This window comes from Pantoea sp. Taur, assembly GCF_009830025.1.
Classification (GTDB): Bacteria; Pseudomonadota; Gammaproteobacteria; order Enterobacterales; family Enterobacteriaceae; genus Pantoea; species Pantoea communis.
Genome location: NZ_SZZZ01000007.1, coordinates 47,406 through 66,710, shown reverse-complemented (window position 1 = coordinate 66,710; position 19,305 = coordinate 47,406). Strand labels below are relative to the sequence as shown.

The window sequence follows — 19,305 nt, the reverse complement described above, 5'->3', positions numbered from 1 at the left end:
TCAATTTTCTCTGAGATGTTTGCAAGCGGGCCAGTCCCCTGAGCCGATATTTCATACCAACAGAATGTGACGCTCCGTAACCTGTGAGCATGCTCGGTCCGTCCGAGAAGCCTGATGGTTGCGACGGCATATTCACCTTGAACCAAGGGTTCAAGGGTTACAGCCTGCGGCGGCATCTCGGAGATCTCCTCTTTCGTCCCCTTCGCCAGAGACTCATGTTTCAGCAAGGCGGCAAGCAAATGAATCCCAATCAGCTTAACAAATTGAGTGATTGGGGTGCATGAGCGCAGTTAACCCCCTGTACCTGAAGTATGACGCGAATCTCCCGCTTCGCATGATATAGTTGGCCAAATAGCCGACTCTGCCGGGGGGCATCATGACCGCACCTTCCCTACTTGATCGCCAGGACATTCGTCAGCATGTGCGCCATCTGCGTCGCAACCTTACGCCTGAACAGCAGGAACAAGCTGCCGATCTGCTCGCCGAGCACGCTATCAACTTTGCGCCTATCGCTAATGCTCAACGCATCGCGCTGTTTTTATCTGTCGATGGCGAAATCAACACCCGCCCGCTGATTGCCAAGCTGTGGCAGCAGAAAAAGCAGGTTTATTTGCCGGTACTGCATCCTTTCGCTCCCGGCCATCTGCTGTTCCTGCGTTATACACCTGAGACCTCACTGACCCCGAACAAATTGCGCATCCCGGAACCGCCGCTGGATATCACGCAGATGGCCACACTCGATCAGTTGGATGTGATGCTGGTGCCGTTAGTGGCATTTGACCACCAGGGTCAGCGATTGGGCATGGGGGGAGGTTTTTACGATCGCACCCTGCAGCACTGGCAGCAGCATGGCTTTTTACCGATGGGCATTGCGCACGATTGCCAGCGTGTTGAGGCATTGCCAGTCGCGGCATGGGATGTCCCCTTGCCTGCTATTTTGACGCCGTCAAAGCTGTGGCAGTGGGATAGCGCCGAACGATAAAACAAAGGGCGCCAAACGATGTGGCGCCCTGAGCAATCAGCATGATGAACGGGCACGCATGGTGCCCTGAATCATCAGTACAGCAGACGGGCGCGAATGGTGCCCGGAATCGCTTTCATCAGCTGCAGCGCTTTTTCCGCCACATCTTCTTCTGCATCGATATCGATAACCACATAACCCATTACCGGCGAGGTCTGCAGATACTGAGCGGCGATGTTGATGCCCTGCTCGGCAAAGATCTGGTTAATCGCGGTCAGCACGCCAGGACGGTTCTCATGGATGTGCAGCAAGCGGCTGACGCTAGCAGCGTGCATCGGCAGAGACACTTCCGGGAAGTTAACCGCAGACAGCGTAGAACCGTTGTCAGAGTATTTCGCCAGCTTGCCCGATACTTCCAGGCCGATGTTTTCCTGCGCTTCCTGAGTCGAGCCCCCGATATGTGGCGTCAGGATCACGTTATCAAACTCGCACAGCGGTGAGTTGAACGGATCGCTATTGGTCGCTGGTTCAACCGGGAAGACGTCGATGGCCGCGCCGGACAGATGCTTATTCGCCAGGGCGTTGCACAGGGCTGGAATATCAATCACGGTGCCGCGTGCGGCGTTGATCAACAGTGCGCCCGGCTTCATCAGCGCCAGCTCTTCAGCGCCAATCATGTTTTGCGTTGAAGCATTTTCTGGTACGTGCAGGCTGACCACGTCGCTCATATTCAGCAAATCGGACAGGTGGCGAACCTGTGTCGCATTACCCAGCGGCAGTTTGGTTTCGATATCGTAGAAGAACACGTGCATGCCCAGGCCTTCTGCCAGTACGCCCAGCTGCATGCCGATATGGCCGTAGCCAATGATGCCCAGTTTCTTACCGCGCGCTTCGAACGAGCCGTTAGCCACTTTGTTCCAGATACCACGGTGAGCTTTGGCGTTCGCTTCAGGGATCCCGCGCAGCATCAGCAGCATTTCACCAATCACCAGCTCAGCCACTGAACGGGTGTTAGAGAATGGCGCATTGAAGACCGGCACACCGCGTTTTGCGGCCGCATTCAGGTCAACCTGGTTAGTACCGATACAGAAACAGCCCACTGCGACCAGCTTCTCAGCCGCCGCAAAGATCTCTTCAGTCAGTTGGGTACGGGAACGGATACCAATGAAGTGCGCATCGCGGATGGAAGACTTCAGCGACTCCGCATCCAGTGCCCCTTTGTGGAATTCGATGTTGGTGTAACCCGCAGCACGCAGATTATCCAGTGCACTCTGGTGAACGCCTTCCACCAGCAGGAACTTAATCTTGTCTTTTTCCAGTGATACCTTTGCCATTTCCCGACCCTATTCAGAATTCAACGAGGACTACCATAAGGTAGCCTTCTGCCAAAATATCAAAAATTTCGAGCGCGGCAATACAAACGATTGCCTGACCGCCAGCACGCGCCCACGTTGAGGCAGCACAAAGCCGTACAAAATCGTGGGATGCGAGTGCGCCGAAGTACGAACCTGCTGTTGATGAATCTTTTGTGACATAAGTCACCAAATTTCACCCCAGCAAGAAAAGATGTTTTGCAGATGGAAATAACCGGCGCAGCACTCGCGCCGGTGAGTACGCTATCAGATCAATAAGTGATGGTTTTCACACCCTCTGCCGTGCCGATCAACGCCACATCAGCACCACGCGCAGCAAACAAGCCCACGGTGACCACGCCCGGCAGTGCATTGATGGTTTTTTCCAATGCAATCGGGTCGAGAATACGCAGATTATGCACGTCGAGAATAATGTTGCCGTTGTCGGTCACCACGTTCTGACGATACTCCGGCTGGCCCCCCAGCTTCACCAGTTCACGCGCGACAAATGCACGCGCCATCGGAATCACTTCCACCGGCAGCGGGAAGTTACCCAGGATATCCACCTCTTTGGAGGCATCCGCAATGCAGATGAACTTCTTCGCCACCGCTGCGACAATTTTCTCACGCGTCAGCGCTGCGCCACCGCCTTTGATCATCTGCATCTGTGGATTGATTTCGTCCGCGCCATCAACGTACACCGACAGCTCATCCACATTATTCAAATCAAAAACCGGAATCCCCAGGGCTTTGAGTTTTTCCGTCGAGGCTTCCGAACTGGAGACCGCGCCTTCAATCTGATCTTTCATGGTGCCAAGCGCATCAATAAAATGCGCCGCTGTTGAACCGGTGCCAACGCCAACAATGGTGCCGGGTTGCACGTACTGCAGTGCTGCCCAACCAACCGCTTTTTTCAGTTCATCCTGGGTCATGGTATGTTTAAAACCTGTGCGACATCGAAGTGCGCGTAGTATAAAACAAGGCGTCGTGAAAATGCGCGGCTGTTAACGCATCGATTTAAGCCTTTGGAAGCCAGCCCGCAAAAAAGCGCCGCAGCACAATATGACAGTTTTGTGGCATAGTACTTTCCATCCTGAACGAGAGAGAACAACAATGAAACGCCCGGATTATCGAACGCTTCAGGCGCTGGATGCTGTGATTCGCGAGCGCGGTTTTGAGCGTGCGGCCCAAAAACTCTGCATCACGCAGTCTGCGGTGTCACAGCGCATTAAACAGCTGGAAAATTTATTTGGTCAGCCGCTGCTGGTGCGTACCGTGCCGCCGCGTCCGACCGAGCAAGGACAAAAACTGCTGGCACTGTTACATCAAGTCGAGTTGCTGGAAGAAGAGTGGCTGGGTGATGACAACGGCGGCACCACGCCATTGCTGCTGTCACTGGCGGTCAACGCCGACAGTCTGGCGACCTGGCTGCTGCCTGCGCTGAAAGATGTGCTGGCCGATTCACCGGTGCGCCTGAATCTGCAGGTCGAAGATGAAACCCGTACTCAGGAACGCCTGCGTCGTGGTGAAGTGGTTGGTGCTGTCAGTATTCAACCGCAGCCGCTGCCAAGCTGTCTGGTGGATCAATTGGGTGCACTGGATTATCTGTTCTGCGCCTCGCCGGATTTTGCTGCGCGCTACTTCCCGAATGGCGTCACGCGTTCGGCTTTGTTGAAAGCTCCCGCGGTGGCGTTTGACCATCTCGATGATATGCATCAGGCGTTTTTACAGCAGAACTTTGATCTGTCACCGGGTAGCGTACCGTGCCACATCGTTAACTCATCGGAAGCCTTCGTGCAGCTGGCGCGTCAGGGTTCGGTGTGCTGTATGATTCCGCACTTACAGATTGAGCGTGAACTGGCACAAGGGGATTTGGTGGATTTGACGCCGGGTCTTTATCAGCGTCGCATGCTTTACTGGCACCGCTTCGCGCCAGAGAGCCGCTTAATGCGCAGCGTGACGGATGCATTGATTGCACACGGTCATCGCGTATTGCGTCAGGATACGGCGACAGCCTAATCCCAATTACTGATGAGCATAGCGGCGCGGTTTATCGCATGAATGAACAGCAGTATTGCTGCCGTTCAGCGCCATAAATCACGCCGCTATGATTCAACACATCAGATTACTGAGCTGTATTCGGCTTAATCTCGAACACCACATCCACCTGATCGTCAAAGTGAATGCTCTGCTGCTCATAGGTCTGCTGCGCGGTAGTATCCGCAGGGGCGGCAGCCGCTTTGTACATGCGCGCCATTGGCATTGGCTGATAGTTCGCCACGTGATAGCGGATGCTGTATACCGGGCCTAATTTCGCATTAAAGCCTTCTGCCAGCGCACCGGCCTGCTGAGTGGCGTTAGCAATCGCCGCTTTACGTGCCTGATCTTTATAGGCATCGGCATTCGCTACACCCAGCTCTACTGAACGGATTTCATTCAGGCCAGATTTCAGCGCGCCGTCCAGCAACTCATTCAGTTTATCCAGCTGACGTAAGGTCACCTGCACCTGACGCACCGCACGATAACCTTTCAGTACGGACTTCCCTTCTTTGGTGTAGTCATACTCGGGTTGCGTGCTCAGGTTTGCCGCATCAATATCTTTCTTTTCGATACCGTTCTTTTGCAGGAAATCGAAATATTGCGCCACGCGGTCATCAGCTTGTTTTTTCGCATCTGCCGCATCTTTCGAAGAAACATTCACCACGATGGAGAGTGTCGCGATATCCGGACGGGCATCAACGCTTGCCTGACCTGAGGTCACAACATGCGGGCCATTAGGGACTTCACCCGCTTGTACCATCGCTGACATTACGCCAGTGCTCATAACGGCGGCCAGCGCCAGTGCTTTCAGTTTCACGAAAGTCCTCCTTGAAGGTTCAATTTACAGGTCGCCACTATGGCTAAACCTAAAACACATTACTATGCGTGATGGTCTGAGTTTGAAATCACCAAAAAGTTCGGATAACGGCGTTTTTAACGTATCCGCGATCGCAAAACTATGCTGACAGATTCGCGGAAAGTTCGCCTTGGTGTTTCTATTAAAGAAACAATTCTAGCCTCCGGGAGAGTTGTATTATGACAGAACAGCCCCTTAGCCACAGCGCCGATGCCGTACGCGCCGGACGTACCCGATTCCTGATGTTGGGACTGGTGTTCATCAACATCATCATCAACTACATGGATCGTACCAATCTCTCTGTGGCCGCCACGCAAATGGCCGGTGAACTGCGCTTTACGCCAATGGAGATGGGGTTGATCTTCTCAGCATTTGGCTGGATCTATGCGGCGCTGCAGATCCCCGGAGGTTTTCTGATTGATCGTCTCGGCGCGCGACTGGTGTATGGCGTAGGACTGTTTGCCTGGTCATTCATCACCGCCCTGCATGCGCTCGCCAACAGCTTCGGTGCGCTGTTTGGCCTGCGCCTGGGCGTCGGTGCCTTTGAAGCGCCGGTGATGCCTTCGAATAACCGCGTAATATCCAGCTGGTTCCCGGAACAGGAGCGTGCCAGCGCCATCGGCATTTACTCCTCGGCCCAGTTCGTTGGACTCGCCTGCATGACGCCGCTGCTGTTCCACGTGCAGGATGCGTTTGGATGGCGTGGACTGTTTCTAATGACCGGTGTGGCCGGGATGATCTGGGCGCTGGTGTGGTATCTGCTTTACCGTGAGCCACATGAGCATAAAGGCGTGTCAGAAGCCGAATTAAACTACCTGCGCAGCAACGGTGCCTTACTCGAGAGCCGTCAGCACACGCTGCAGCCGAAGGCCCGCTGGGCCGATCTGGCACAAATGTTCCGCAGCCGCAAACTGGTGGGTATCTATATCGGCCAGTTCACCATCTCCGCCACCTTTTGGTTCTTCCTCACCTGGTTCCCGACCTATCTGGTGGAGTATCGCCATATGGGCTTCATTAAAAGCGGCTACGTGGCTTCCGTGCCCTACTTCGCCGCTTTCTGTGGCGTACTGCTGGCAGGTTTCGCTTCGGATCGCATGATACGGCGAGGCGTGTCGCCCAGCGTGGCGCGTAAATTGCCGGTGATCCTTGGCCTGTTCCTGACGCTATTTATTCTTGGCGCCAATTACACTGACGACGCCACGCTCATCGTGCTGTTTATGTCGCTGGCGTTTTTTGGCAACGGCCTCGCGACCATCACCTGGGTGTTTGTCACCGCACTGGCACCTCGCCATCTGATTGGCTTAGCGGGCGGCGTATTCAATTTCACCGGCGCGCTTTCCGCTATTGTGGTGCCGATTGCCATTGGCGCGTTGATCGATGGCGACAATTTCGCGCCAGCACTCGGCTTTATTGCCGTGCTGGCCGCGATAGGCATTTGCAGCTATCTGTTCGTGGTCGGGAAAATCGAGCATGTCAGCGCGCACTGATCAGCACTTTCGCCAGCGACTGCAACTGCGTCACCCGCTGCTGCAGATGCGCATCGTCTGCCTGCCAGATTTTGGCAAACGCCAGCGCGGCGCGGTTGTTATTGATTGGCTGCGCCATGCTGATTTCTCCGTCATCACGGTGCCAGATCAAATGGTTTGCATTACGCTTGCGCGCCAGCAACGGCGCCATCTGCGCCCACTGTTCGTCGGTAAATCGTGGACGCAACTGCTCATCACTCTCTGTCGCCAGCAGCGACACACCAATCACCGACTGCCACGCCGGCAGCATGCGGAAACCGGCCAGCGCCTGGCTGGCACTGGTGCGCTCACCCGGTTCGGAGTGCCAGATGTAAATCACCTGGTCCTCCCACAACACGCCCAGCGCCACCACGATGTCGCGCGGCGCGTGTGCTTCCAGTTGCGGCAGCGCCTGGGCAAACAGCGAGGAGCCGCGAATCGCCTGCGCCGCCAGAGCATGAATCCCCGGGCCGGGCAAATAGCGGCGATGTTCGTCCTGAATCGTCAGGCCAATCGAGGCCATGGTCATCAGCAGGCGGTTAACGCGTGTGCTGTTCATGTCCATCTGTCGCGCCAGTTCACGGCAGCCCACGGCTTTATCGCTGGAAACCAAATACTGCAAGCAGCGAATCCCATCAATCAGGCTTTGGTTGGGTTGAGAAGACATAGTTCACCCTGTGGCGCTCAAAACACCAATCTTAGCTTCAGCATGACAGGAAGCAAATGATGCAGACTTTCTCTTCGCAAAATGCGCGCCACTTCCCAGAGCAAAAAATACAGGCCGATCTGTTGGTGGCGGGCGGTGGGCTCGCGGGCGTGTGTGCCGCACTGGCCGCCGCGCGTGACGGATTACAGGTGGTGTTGGTTCAGGATCGCCCGGTTCTGGGTGGCAACGCATCGAGTGAAGTGCGCTTGTGGGCCAACGGGGCGACATCGCATATGGGCAACAACAACCGCTGGGCGCGCGAAGGCGGCATCATGGGCGAGATCATGGAGGAGAACCTGTGGCGCAACAAAGAGGGCAATCCGGTGCTGTTCGATATGGTGCTGCTGGATTTGGTGCAGTCGCAGCCCGGATTAACTCTGTTGCTCAATACCGTGGTCACCGATATCGAGAAATCAGACCGTCATTTGCAATCGGTGCAGGCCTTCAACGCCATCAATCAGACCCGCTATCACGTTAAGGCCAGCCAGTTTATTGATGCCAGCGGCGATGGCGTGCTGGGATATCTGGCGGGCGCAGCGCATCGCGTGGGTGCGGAAACCGTTGAAGAGTTTGGCGAAAAGATGGCGCCAGGCGAACATTTTGGCCACAAACTCGGCCACTCAATCTACTTCTACACCAAACGTACTTCGCAGCCGGTTCGCTTTGTCCCGCCCTCTTTTGCGCTTAAAGAGATTACCGCCATTCCGCGTTACAAACGCCTGACCTCCGATCTTAACGGCTGTGATTTGTGGTGGCTGGAATGGGGCGGACGGCTCGATACGGTGCACGAAAGCGAAACCATCAAATGGGAGCTGTGGAAAATTGTCTGGGGCGTTTGGGATTACATTAAAAACTCCGGCGAGTTCCCGGATGCCGACACGCTAACGATTGAATGGGTCGGTTTAATCCCTGGCAAACGCGAAAGCCGCCGCTTTGTGGGCGACACCTTGTTGTGCCAGCAGGACATTATTGAACAGCGCGATCACTACGATGCCGTCGCCTACGGCGGCTGGTCGATTGACCTGCATCCGGCCGATGGCGTCTACAGCGAACACGATGGCTGCCGCCAGTTTCACAGCAAAGGCACCTATACCATTCCATTCCGTGCGCTTTACAGCCAGTCGCTGGATAATCTGCTGCTCACCGGTCGCTTGATTTCTGCCACCCACGTGGCCTTTGGCAGCGCACGCGTGATGTGCACCTGCGGCGTACTGGGTGAAGTGGTGGGACGTGCGGCGGCGATCTGTCAGCAACAGCAACTCACGCCGAAACAGCTGGCACAGCCGGAGCGCGTCACACAGTTGCAACAACAACTGCTGCGTCAGGGCGCGTTTATCCCACGCCACCCATTGCTGCACCCGGTCAGCGATGCGCAGATCGAGGTCAGTAGCACCCTGCAACTCAGCGCCCTGCCCGCCGATGACGGTTGGCAGTCGTTGCAATCGCGCTGTGCGTTGCTGCTGCCACTGAAAGCCGGTGAGCGCTTACCGACGATATCCTTGCAGCTTCGCGCCAAACAGACGCAAAAACTGCAGGTTTCGCTGCTCAGCAGTGACAATCCGGCCAACACCTGCGGCGATCAGCACATCGCCAACCAGACAATCACGGTTAACGATCAGGGCAGCTACCGCCTGAGCTTTGATTACCGTGCGGAGGTTGATCGCTACTTATTTATCGCCTTCGAAGAGCAGCCAGAGATTGAAGTGGCACTTACCCGCCAGCGCTTGCCAGGCGTGATGATGGTGTTCAACAGCCTCAATCCTCGCGTTGCCAAACGCACAAGGCAGATCAATGACGGCGATTACGGCGTGGATGAGTTTGATTTCTGGCTGCCGCGCCGTGCGCCACATCAGGTTCTGCTGGCGTTCGCACTGGAGACGCCGCTAAAACTCTGGCATCGCGATTATTTACTCAACGGCAAATTGCGTCCGGAACAGCACACCAACTGTTGGGTGCCAGCACTGGATGATGCTCAGCCGACGGTCACCTGGCGATGGGAACTACAGCAACACGCACGCCAAATCACCCTGCTGTTTGATAACGACTTCGACCATGCGATGGAGACGGTGCAGATGGGTCATGCGCAAGCAGTGACGCCGCACTGCACCACACATTACCGGTTATGGCTGGATGAGATGTTACTGGTGGAAGTGAAGGACAATCATCACTCGCTATGCCACCACGTCGTGCCGCAGGATGTCAGTTTCCGGCAGATACGCTTAGAGCTGATCGCCAGTGCGGGCGCGCTACCCGCACTGTACGGTTTACATCTGCATCAGAACGCGGCAATGCCCTGACGCGCTAACTGGATGGCGATAAACCACATCACGCCGCCCACCAGCAGATTGATGATGCGCTGGGCGCGCACTGTGCGCAGACGCGGTGACAGCCATGCGGCTAACAGCGCCAGACCAAAGAACCAGATAATCGATGCGCTCACCGTGCCCAACGCGAACCACTGACGCGCTGCGGTAGAAGGCAGCTGGCTGCCCAGGCTGCCGAGTACTACAAAGGTGTCGAGATAGACATGCGGATTGAGCCAGGTCACAGCCACGATGGTAGCAATAATGCGCCAGCGGCCTTGCTTCATCACCGCATCATCGGCCAGCGTCACATCACCCTGCCATGCGCTGCGCAGTGCGCCCCAGCCGTACCACAGCAGAAACGCCACGCCGGCCCAGGTAATTAGCATCAGCATAATGGGGGATTGATTTAGCAGCGCACTGCCGCCGAAGATGCCGCCGCAAATCAGCAAAATGTCACTGAGCGTACAAAGTCCCGCCGTCATCAAATGGTAGTGGCGTTTAATACCCTGGTTCATCACGAATGCGTTTTGCGGGCCTAATGGCAGAATGAGTGCAGCCCCAAGAGCAAGCCCTTGTAAATAAACAGATAACACGTTGATAGTCCTGAATAACGAGGTAATGCGATGCAGTATAGTGACGCGAGGATATTAGTGGAAATTGAAAGATTTAATCGGGTATTAGAGAAAATAATAAGGTCGCCATAAATGACGACCTTTATACGATGTTGTGCAGTTTACCGTTCAAAACACAAGGCTACTGAGTGATTACTCGGCTTGCGCAGCCTGCTGCTCACTTTTCACCTGGTGTAGATGCACATCCATCTGCGGATACGGAATGCCGATACCCTTCGCATCCAGTGCGCGTTTGAAGTTTTTCAGCAGATCCCAATACACGTTCTGCAGGTCACCGCTTTTGCTCCAGCAGCGCACCACAAAGTTCAGTGAAGAGGCGGCCAGTTCGTTCAGACCGATCTGAATCCCCATGTCTTTCAGCACACGCTCATCGGCTTCGACGACTTCACGTAACAGCTCGATCACCTGATCAACGTCCGCATCATAGGCCACACCGATAATAAATTCGTTACGACGAATCGGCTCACGCGAGAAGTTAACGATGTTGGCGGCGATGATTTTACCGTTCGGGATCACCACGATTTTGCCATCCACGGTTTTCAGCGTGGTAGAGAAAATCTGCACGTTTTGCACGGTACCCATTACGCCCAAATCAACGAACTCACCGGTTTTGAACGGACGGAAGGTCACCAGCAGCACGCCCGCTGCAAGGTTGGACAGAGAGCCTTGCAGTGCCAGACCCACGGCCAAACCGGCGGCACCCAGTACGGCAATCACCGAGGCGGTTTGCACGCCCACGCGACCCAGCGCCGCAATTAAGGTGAAAGCGATAATGCCGTAGCGCACCAGGGCAGAGAGGAAGTCTGCAACGGTAGCGTCGATATGACGCGCCTGCAGCACGCGATTGATCGTATTTGAAACGATACGCGCAATGAACATACCAATAATGATGGTGATGATCGCCGCAACGATATTCACCGCATAGCTCAGGATCAGTGCCTGATTACGTACCAGCCAGCCGCCGGCACTGTTAATGCCATCGACGACATTTAAGTCTTCCATTTGTTAGCCCTGTTGTTGAGTTTCCCGCAGGAAAATGCAAAAACGGCCAGATTAGCTCCGGCACTCCCGTGTACAAGGGTAAACAAAAATGGCATGAAGCGCCAAAGATGGGCTGAATTTACTCACTATTCCGAATCGAATGCATAAAAAAAGGCCCTTTCGGGCCTTTTTTGTACTGTAAGGAAAAATTACAGCACGTCGACAGCGTTCAGCTCTTTGAAAGCCTGCTCTAAACGCACAACCATTGAAGCCTGTGCAGAGCGCAGCCATACGCGTGGGTCGTAGTATTTCTTGTTCGGGCTATCCACGCCATTTGGGTTACCCAACTGGCCTTGCAGATAGTCTTCATTCTTTTTGTAGTACTGCAGGATGCCGTCCCAGGTCGCCCATTGGGTATCGGTATCGATGTTCATTTTGATTACGCCGTAACCAATTGACTCTTCGATTTCTGCAGCAGAAGAACCTGAACCACCGTGGAACACGAAATCCAGCGCATTGTGCGGCAGATTGTGTTTCTTGGTCACGTATTCCTGAGAATCACGCAGGATGGTTGGGGTCAGTTTCACGTTGCCTGGCTTGTACACGCCGTGCACGTTACCGAATGAAGCGGCGATAGTGAAACGCGGGCTGATTTTGCTCAGCTCGGTGTAAGCGTAATCAACGTCTTCTGGCTGGGTGTACAGGGCAGAAGCGTCCATGTGGCTGTTGTCCACGCCGTCTTCTTCGCCACCGGTGCAACCCAGTTCGATTTCCAGAGTCATGTCGATTTTCGCCATGCGCGCCAGATATTTAGAAGAAATCTCGATGTTCTCTTCCAGTGATTCTTCTGACAGGTCAATCATGTGAGAAGAGAACAGTGGCTTACCGGTTTTCTTGAAGTGCTCTTCACCGGCATCCAGCAGACCGTCGATCCATGGCAGCAGTTTCTTAGCACAGTGGTCGGTGTGCAGAATCACTGGCACGCCATACTGTTCAGCCATCAGGTGCACATGGTGCGCACCGGCGATAGCGCCGAAGATTGCTGCACCCTGTGGCTTGTCGGTTTTGAAACCTTTACCGGCGATGAAGGCAGCACCACCATTGGAGAACTGAACGATGACCGGCGCTTTAACTTTGGCCGCAGCTTCCAGTACCGCGTTGATGGAGTCCGTGCCGACGCAGTTAACTGCAGGCAGAGCGAATTTGTTTTCTTTCGCTACTTGGAAAACTTTCTGAACGTCATCACCAGTGACAACGCCGGGTTTTACGAAATCAAAAATTTTAGACATGGTTGTGTCCTGTTTCGTTACCGTTCATCCCACAAAGGGACGTCGATTTTTTGCCCAGGATGGGCAAGCCTTCAGACGGCGCCGAAGCGCCGCCCCCAAAAATTACTGCTTAGCGCGCTCTTCCAGCATCGCTACAGCGGGCAGTTTTTTGCCTTCCACGAACTCGAGGAATGCGCCACCGCCGGTAGAGATGTAGGAGATCTTGTCTTCGATACCGAACAGATCAATCGCTGCCAGGGTATCGCCGCCGCCCGCAACAGAGAACGCGTCGCTGTCTGCAATCGCGTTCGCCACGATTTCGGTGCCTTTACGGAAGTTCGGGAATTCGAACACGCCAACCGGACCGTTCCACAGGATGGTTTTTGCCTCTTTCAGCAGTTTTGCCATCGCCTGTGCGGTTTCGTCACCGAAGTCCATAATCTCTTCGTTATCCGCCACTTCGGAAACCTTTTTCACGGTTGCCGGAGCAGTTTCAGAGAATTCCGTTCCCACGCGAGAGTCGGTTGGAACCGGAATGCCGTGCTCGTCACGCAGCTTTTTCGCCGCTTCAACGAAGTCTGGTTCGTACAGTGATTTACCGACGTTGTTGTCGATAGCCACGAAGGTGTTAGCGATACCGCCGCCGACAATCACGGTATCCGCGATTTTCACCAGAGACTGCAGCACGTCGAACTTGGTCGACACTTTAGATCCACCCACAACCGCCACCAGTGGACGCTGTGGGTTGCTCATGACTTTACCCAGCGCTTCCAGTTCAGCAGACAGCAGCGGGCCAGCACAAGCGATTGGTGCGAACTTGCCCACACCGTGGGTCGAAGCCTGCGCGCGGTGCGCAGTACCGAAGGCATCCATCACGAACACGTCGCACAGGGCGGCATATTTCTTTGACAGCGACTCTTCGTCTTTCTTCTCGCCTTTGTTAAAGCGCACGTTTTCCAGAACCACCAGCTCACCCGCGCCGACTTCAACGCCGTCGAGGTAGTCTTTCGCCAGGGTCACGTTAGTGCCGTTCAGTTTGTCTTTCAGGTAGTTAACAACCGGCAGGAGCGAGAACTCTTCGTTGTATTCACCTTCGGTCGGACGACCCAGGTGAGAGGTAACCATCACTTTCGCGCCCTGTTTCAACGCCGCTTCGATGGTAGGCAGAGAAGCACGGATACGTGCATCTGACGTCACTTTCCCTTCTTTCACTGGCACGTTGAGATCGGCACGGATCAGAACGCGTTTACCAGCAAGATCCAGATCGGTCATCTTAATTACAGACATGGTGAACCCTCTCGTTGATTCTCATAAGTTTTGCCAGACGCAGTCCGCGTCTTACCTGAAACCGCTTGCGGCCATTGCTAACGTGGTGTCGATCATGCGGTTAGCAAAGCCCCATTCGTTGTCACACCAAACCAAGGTCTTGATCAGGTGATGACCACTGACCCGCGTTTGCGTGCCATCGACTATGGCACTGTGCGGATCATGGTTAAAATCTACTGAGACTAACGGTAATTCCGTATAGTCAACTATACCACGAAACGCCCCTTCTGACGCGTTTTGCAGCAACGCATTGACCTCACACGCCTTCACGGCTTCGCGTACCGAAACGCTCAAATCAATGGCTGTCACGTTGATCGTGGGCACACGCACAGCGATGGCTTCAAAGCGATCGTTAAATTTCGGAAAAATACGGGTAATGCCCGCAGCAAGACGCGTATCCACCGGAATGATCGATTGGCTGGCGGCACGGGTACGACGCAGATCGCTGTGATAGGCGTCAATCACCTGTTGGTCGTGCATTGCCGAGTGAATAGTGGTCACGGTGCCCGATTCAATGCCGAAGGCGTCATCCAGCAACTTGATCACCGGAATAATACAGTTGGTGGTGCAAGATGCGTTGGAGACAATGCGGTCAGTTTGTTTAAGAGCTTGTTCGTTAACGCCGAACACTACGGTGGCATCCAGGTCATTACCGCCCGGGTGCGAGAACAACACCTTCTTCGCGCCCGCTTGCAGATGTGCTTCGCCATCTGCGCGGCTGCCATACACGCCGGTGCAATCCAGCACGATATCGACGTTCAGTTCCTGCCATGGCAGTGCATCAATATCGGCCAGGTGCAGAATGCGGATGGTGTCGTCGCCCACGAACAGCTGATCGCGCTCCTGGCGCACATCCCAGGCAAAGCGGCCATGGCTGGTGTCATACTTCAGCAAATGCGCCATGCCGGTGGCTTCAGCCAGTTCGTTGATCGCCACCACGGTAATTTCAGCGCGGCGGCCGGTTTCATACAACGCACGCAGCACATTGCGTCCGATACGACCAAAACCATTAATTGCTATGCGAACGGTCATCTCACTTCCTGCAACAACAGCCAAAAAAACGTGCCAAATACCTTGAGCGTTTCGCTGCGTTTTGTACAGGGAATTATTGCCCGCTTAACGTTGCAAAATGATGCCACTCAATTGCAACTGAAACGGTTCAGCTAGAATAAAGCATGCGCGGAATAACAGGAATGATTGCGATCAAATGCGCTGCTGATTATTGGATCTACGTCACATATTTCGCACGTAAAAATTATTACTGCAGGAATAATTGAAGCGTTTCAGGTTGAAGGCGGGGTCTGAAATGAAAAAAGGTGCGCATAAAGCGCACCTTCGTTGGCGATCATCTAACCTGTTGGGTCGCCCTCACGGCGACCGCTGATTACAGAATAGATTTCGCGGTGTTCACCACGTTCTCAACGGTGAAGCCGAACTCTTTGAACAGCAGCTCTGCTGGAGCAGACTCACCGAAGGTGGTCATGCCAACGATAGCGCCGTTCAGGCCGGTGTATTTGAACCAGTAGTCTGCGATACCCGCTTCGATAGCCACACGTGCAGCAACTGCTTTCGGCAGTACAGATTCACGGTAAGCCGCGTCCTGTTTGTCGAAGGCATCGGTTGAAGGCATTGAAACAACGCGCACTTTGCGGCCTTCGCTGGTCAGCTTGTCATAAGCTGCAACGGCCAGTTCCACTTCTGAACCGGTAGCGATCAAGATCAGCTCTGGCGTACCTTCGCTGTCTTTCAGCACATAACCACCGCGTGCCACGTTTGCCAGCTGCTCAGCGGTACGATCCTGCTGCGCCAGGTTCTGACGAGAGAAGATCAGGGCTGATGGGCCGCCAACGCGCTCGATAGCGTATTTCCAGGCAACCGCAGACTCCACCTGGTCACATGGACGCCACAGGCTCATGTTTGGTGTTACGCGCAGGCTGGCCATCTGCTCAACCGGCTGGTGCGTTGGACCGTCTTCACCCAGACCGATTGAGTCGTGGGTATAAACCATGATCTGACGAATCTTCATCAGCGCAGCCATACGTGCCGCGTTACGCGCGTATTCTACGAACATCAGGAAGGTTGCGGTGTAAGGCAGGAAACCACCGTGCAGCGCCAGGCCGTTAGCGATCGCGGTCATACCGAATTCGCGCACGCCGTAGTGAATATAGTTACCGGCTGCATCTTCGTTGATTGGCTTAGAACCAGACCACATGGTCAGGTTGCTTGGCGCCAGGTCAGCCGATCCGCCCATGTATTCCGGCAGGATCTTACCGAACGCTTCAATCGCGTTTTGAGACGCTTTACGGCTGGCGATTTTAGCTGGGTTAGCCTGCAGCTGTTCGATGAACTTCTGCGACTCAGTTTCCCAGTTAGCTGGCAGCTCGTTGTTGGTACGACGCGTGAACTCTGCAGCCAGTTCAGGATGAGCAGCAGCATACGCAGCGAACTTCTTATCCCATGCAGATTCTTTCGCCTGACCAGCTTCTTTCGCATCCCACTGCGCGTAGATGTCTGAAGGAATTTCAAACGGCGCGTGGTTCCAGCCCAGCTGTTTGCGGGTCAGTGCGATTTCGTCGTCGCCCAGCGGTGCGCCGTGTGAATCGTGGGTACCGGCTTTGTTCGGAGAACCGAAACCGATGATGGTTTTGCACATCAGCAGTGAAGGTTTGTCTGAAACCGCTTTGGCTTCTTCTACTGCTTTCTTGATGGCGTCAGCATCGTGACCGTCTACGCCACGCACTACGTGCCAGCCGTAAGCTTCGAAGCGAGCTGCGGTATCGTCAGTGAACCAGCCATCAACGTGACCATCGATTGAGATGCCGTTGTCATCATAGAAGGCAACCAGTTTACCCAGTTTCAGGGTACCGGCGATTGAGCACACTTCGTGTGAGATGCCTTCCATCATGCAGCCGTCGCCCATGAACACGTAAGTGTTGTGGTCTACGATGTCATGGCCTGGACGGTTGAACTGTGCCGCTAAAGTGCGCTCAGCGATGGCGAAGCCGACTGCGTTAGCGATACCCTGGCCCAGTGGACCGGTGGTGGTTTCAACGCCAGCGGTGTAGCCGTATTCTGGGTGGCCTGGAGTTTTAGAGTGCAGCTGACGGAAGTTCTGCAGCTCGCTCATCGGCAGGTCATAACCGGTGAGGTGCAGCAGGCTATAAATCAGCATGGAGCCATGACCGTTAGACAGCACGAAGCGGTCACGATCTGCCCACAGCGGGTTAGTCGGATTGTGGTTCAGGAAGTCACGCCACAGCACTTCGGCGATGTCCGCCATGCCCATAGGGGCACCAGGATGTCCCGATTTGGCTTTTTGTACTGCATCCATACTTAACGCGCGAATGGCGTTGGCAAGCTCTTTACGAGAGGGCATCTTCTACTCCAGGTCGGATTAATGCTCCGCCGCGCTTAACGTATTGTAATTAATCAGTTATCAGGCGAAGCGAGAAAAAAGTCGCACATCAATGTACATGAAACGCAGGGCAAAAGTACATGTGTCGACGTGCTAAATAGCGGGTAAACGGTTGCAATTCGGGGCTTGTCTGCTAGCCAGTGAACAGGATGCGAGCTATAAACAAAGCGTTTGAACACCGATCTCAATTTCAGGTGTTTGTTTTCTCTACCTTGTTACGCAAAGGACCTCTCAATGAAAATCCGCGCCACAATTCTTGCTGTGGGAATCGCTTCGCTGCTGAGCGGCTGCGAAGGAATGGACAATAACGCGCTACTGCAATCCGGCGCGCAGGCCTATCAGGCTTATACGTTGAATGATTCACAAGTGAAGCAGCTAAGCGATCAGTCTTGTGCCCAGATGGACAAAGACAACCAGCTCGCGCCTGCCAATAGTGAATATCAGCAGCGCCTGAACAAAATCGCCGCTGCGCTGGGCGATAACATCAATGGTGTGCCAGCCAACTACAAAGTCTATCTGACCAAAGATGTGAATGCGTGGGCGATGGCCAACGGCTGCATCCGCGTTTATAGCGGCTTGATGGATATGATGACCGATAACGAAGTGGAAGGTGTGCTCGGCCATGAAATGGGCCACGTTGCGCTCGGCCATACGCGTAAAGCGATGCAGGTTGCCTACGCCACCACGGCAGCACGCACCGCTGCGGCCTCGGTGGGCGGCGTGATTGGTCAACTGTCGCAATCCCAGTTGGGCGATCTAAGCGAGAAGCTGGTCAATGCGCAGTTCTCGCAAACACAGGAATCGCAGGCGGATGATTACTCTTATGACCTGCTGAAAAAGCGCGGTGTTAATCCACTTGGCTTAGCCACCAGTTTCGAGAAACTGGCGAAAATGCAGCAAGGCCAAACGAGTTCGATGTTCGATTCGCACCCGGATTCCGCAGCACGTGCACAGCACATCCGCGATCGTATTGCGGCAGATGGCAAATAATCGGCCATAAAAAGGAGCGCCATGTGCGCTCCTCTCTTCAGCTTCAACAGCTAGCGCTTAAACAGGTCATCCACCATCGAACCTAAATCCATTTGGTTGTTGTGCAGACTCTGCTCATCCAGCTGACCTTGCGGCGACATCTTATCGATCAGCTGCGGTAACAGCGCCGCCAGCGTGCCAGATGCACCATTCACATCGGTGCCCAGCTTATCGGCCAGCGACTGCAACTCCTCCTGACCGAAAGCATTCTGAATCTCACCGCCGCCGACCTGCTGATTGCCACCAGTGCCGATCCACGAACCCAGCACCTCGCCAAGCCCGCCTTGTTGAAACTTCTGCAGCAGCACTTCGATTCCGCCCTGCTCCTGCACCCAATTCCAGATCGCCTGCAACTGACCCAACTGATTGCCCTGACCGTTGCCGTTCCCCAGCGAACCTACTAATTCATCCAGAAAGCCCATGGTGACCTCCAAAGCTTCTCTAACCGTAATTAACGAAGCGATTAATGACGTACGCATCAAAGTATAGCCACGCGCAGCCGATAACGAATTGTCACCGTTAAGTTGTTGAGCCGTTGATGCGAGAAGCGTGACAATGGTCTGAACTCGCCAGACGAGGCCATGTCATAGTGAGCATGGTCTACACTGACCGTTAGTTTTCAGGCGATATCAGAGAGAGTCACCGGAGCACCACATACTATGTTGACCATTCTGATTATTCTCGCCATCGTTATCGCGATTGTGCTAATCGGCGCGTATCTGGTGATACGTTCCGCAGCCAAAGATGTGAATGACGATTACTAGGAACCGGGGACGTCGAGGGCAATGGATCGCCCCATCAGCTATCACCCTTTCTTAATCACTCTGCGCCGCTCACAACAAATCCCAACCCACTTCACAGATTGACATCATTGCTTTCAATGCTCGTCGAGATCAGACGATAAACATCAGTAGACGAATTAAGCGGA

The 19,305-nt window shown here is 54.4% G+C and carries 16 protein-coding genes and 1 other RNA gene; 6 read left to right on the top strand and 11 right to left on the bottom strand.

Annotated elements, in window-relative coordinates:
• Positions 1-4 precede the first annotated feature (4 nt).
• Positions 5-188: non-coding RNA, 6S RNA (gene ssrS / locus FD744_RS11735), on the top strand.
• A 188-nt stretch (positions 189-376) separates the two neighbouring features.
• A complete protein-coding gene (locus FD744_RS11730; protein WP_097118032.1) occupies positions 377-982 on the top strand; it encodes a 5-formyltetrahydrofolate cyclo-ligase in 606 nt (201 codons plus the stop codon).
• 74 nt (positions 983-1,056) lie between these two features.
• Here FD744_RS11730 and serA read toward each other — a convergent pair whose 3' ends face one another.
• Together serA and rpiA are read right to left on the bottom strand one after the other, a co-directional pair.
• Complete coding sequence (serA, locus tag FD744_RS11725; protein ID WP_160868292.1) at positions 1,057-2,295, bottom strand: phosphoglycerate dehydrogenase; 1,239 nt, start codon at positions 2,293-2,295, stop codon at positions 1,057-1,059.
• A 290-nt stretch (positions 2,296-2,585) separates the two neighbouring features.
• Complete coding sequence (gene rpiA, locus FD744_RS11720) at positions 2,586-3,245, bottom strand: ribose-5-phosphate isomerase RpiA (RefSeq protein ID WP_058961895.1); 660 nt, start codon at positions 3,243-3,245, stop codon at positions 2,586-2,588.
• Positions 3,246-3,426: 181 nt separating this feature from the next.
• On the opposite strand from rpiA, the gene FD744_RS11715 reads away from it, so the two are divergent.
• Entirely contained in the window at positions 3,427-4,332 is a 906-nt protein-coding gene (locus FD744_RS11715) for a LysR family transcriptional regulator ArgP (protein ID WP_034823211.1), read from the top strand.
• 106 nt (positions 4,333-4,438) lie between these two features.
• On the opposite strand, the gene FD744_RS11710 is transcribed toward FD744_RS11715, so the two are convergent.
• Entirely contained in the window at positions 4,439-5,170 is a 732-nt protein-coding gene (locus FD744_RS11710) for an oxidative stress defense protein (RefSeq protein ID WP_045814671.1), read from the bottom strand.
• A gap of 218 nt (positions 5,171-5,388) precedes the next feature.
• On the opposite strand from FD744_RS11710, the gene FD744_RS11705 reads away from it, so the two are divergent.
• The gene (locus tag FD744_RS11705) at positions 5,389-6,696 is read left to right on the top strand and encodes an MFS transporter (protein WP_160868291.1); all 1,308 of its coding nucleotides are present in this window, start codon (positions 5,389-5,391) and stop codon (positions 6,694-6,696) included.
• On the opposite strand, the gene FD744_RS11700 is transcribed toward FD744_RS11705, so the two are convergent.
• Complete coding sequence (locus FD744_RS11700) at positions 6,683-7,381, bottom strand: IclR family transcriptional regulator (protein ID WP_160868290.1); 699 nt, start codon at positions 7,379-7,381, stop codon at positions 6,683-6,685. The two genes, FD744_RS11705 and FD744_RS11700, sit on opposite strands and share 14 nt — an antisense overlap.
• Before the next feature lie 59 nt (positions 7,382-7,440).
• Here FD744_RS11700 and FD744_RS11695 point away from each other — a divergent pair, with 59 nt between their 5' ends.
• On the top strand, positions 7,441-9,717 hold the full coding sequence (locus FD744_RS11695; RefSeq protein ID WP_373424392.1) for an FAD-dependent oxidoreductase: 2,277 nt from the start codon (positions 7,441-7,443) through the stop codon (positions 9,715-9,717).
• Here FD744_RS11695 and argO read toward each other — a convergent pair.
• The 6 genes from argO to tkt form a co-directional block, all read right to left on the bottom strand.
• Complete coding sequence (gene argO / locus FD744_RS11690) at positions 9,696-10,319, bottom strand: arginine exporter ArgO (protein WP_160868288.1); 624 nt, start codon at positions 10,317-10,319, stop codon at positions 9,696-9,698. The genes FD744_RS11695 and argO overlap by 22 nt on opposite strands.
• Before the next feature lie 171 nt (positions 10,320-10,490).
• Positions 10,491-11,360 carry a small-conductance mechanosensitive channel MscS gene (gene mscS / locus FD744_RS11685; protein WP_034823219.1) on the bottom strand — a complete coding sequence of 290 codons (870 nt, stop codon included), beginning with the start codon at positions 11,358-11,360 and terminating at the stop codon, positions 10,491-10,493.
• 188 nt (positions 11,361-11,548) lie between these two features.
• Positions 11,549-12,628, bottom strand: a complete 1,080-nt coding sequence (gene fbaA / locus FD744_RS11680) for a class II fructose-bisphosphate aldolase (RefSeq protein WP_034823221.1) — start codon at positions 12,626-12,628, stop codon at positions 11,549-11,551.
• 102 nt (positions 12,629-12,730) lie between these two features.
• Positions 12,731-13,894: a phosphoglycerate kinase gene (gene pgk, locus FD744_RS11675; protein WP_160868287.1), complete on the bottom strand. Its 1,164-nt coding sequence runs from the start codon at positions 13,892-13,894 to the stop codon at positions 12,731-12,733.
• Positions 13,895-13,945: 51 nt separating this feature from the next.
• Positions 13,946-14,965: an erythrose-4-phosphate dehydrogenase gene (gene epd, locus FD744_RS11670; RefSeq protein WP_034823224.1), complete on the bottom strand. Its 1,020-nt coding sequence runs from the start codon at positions 14,963-14,965 to the stop codon at positions 13,946-13,948.
• 352 nt (positions 14,966-15,317) lie between these two features.
• The gene (tkt, locus tag FD744_RS11665; RefSeq protein WP_160868286.1) at positions 15,318-17,309 is read right to left on the bottom strand and encodes a transketolase; all 1,992 of its coding nucleotides are present in this window, start codon (positions 17,307-17,309) and stop codon (positions 15,318-15,320) included.
• A gap of 273 nt (positions 17,310-17,582) precedes the next feature.
• Between tkt and FD744_RS11660 the strand changes: the two genes are divergently transcribed.
• Complete coding sequence (locus FD744_RS11660; RefSeq protein WP_038644966.1) at positions 17,583-18,338, top strand: M48 family metallopeptidase; 756 nt, start codon at positions 17,583-17,585, stop codon at positions 18,336-18,338.
• 50 nt (positions 18,339-18,388) lie between these two features.
• Here the strand turns inward: FD744_RS11660 and FD744_RS11655 are convergent, their stop codons facing one another.
• The gene (locus FD744_RS11655) at positions 18,389-18,799 is read right to left on the bottom strand and encodes a YidB family protein (protein WP_160868285.1); all 411 of its coding nucleotides are present in this window, start codon (positions 18,797-18,799) and stop codon (positions 18,389-18,391) included.
• Positions 18,800-19,305 lie beyond the last annotated feature (506 nt).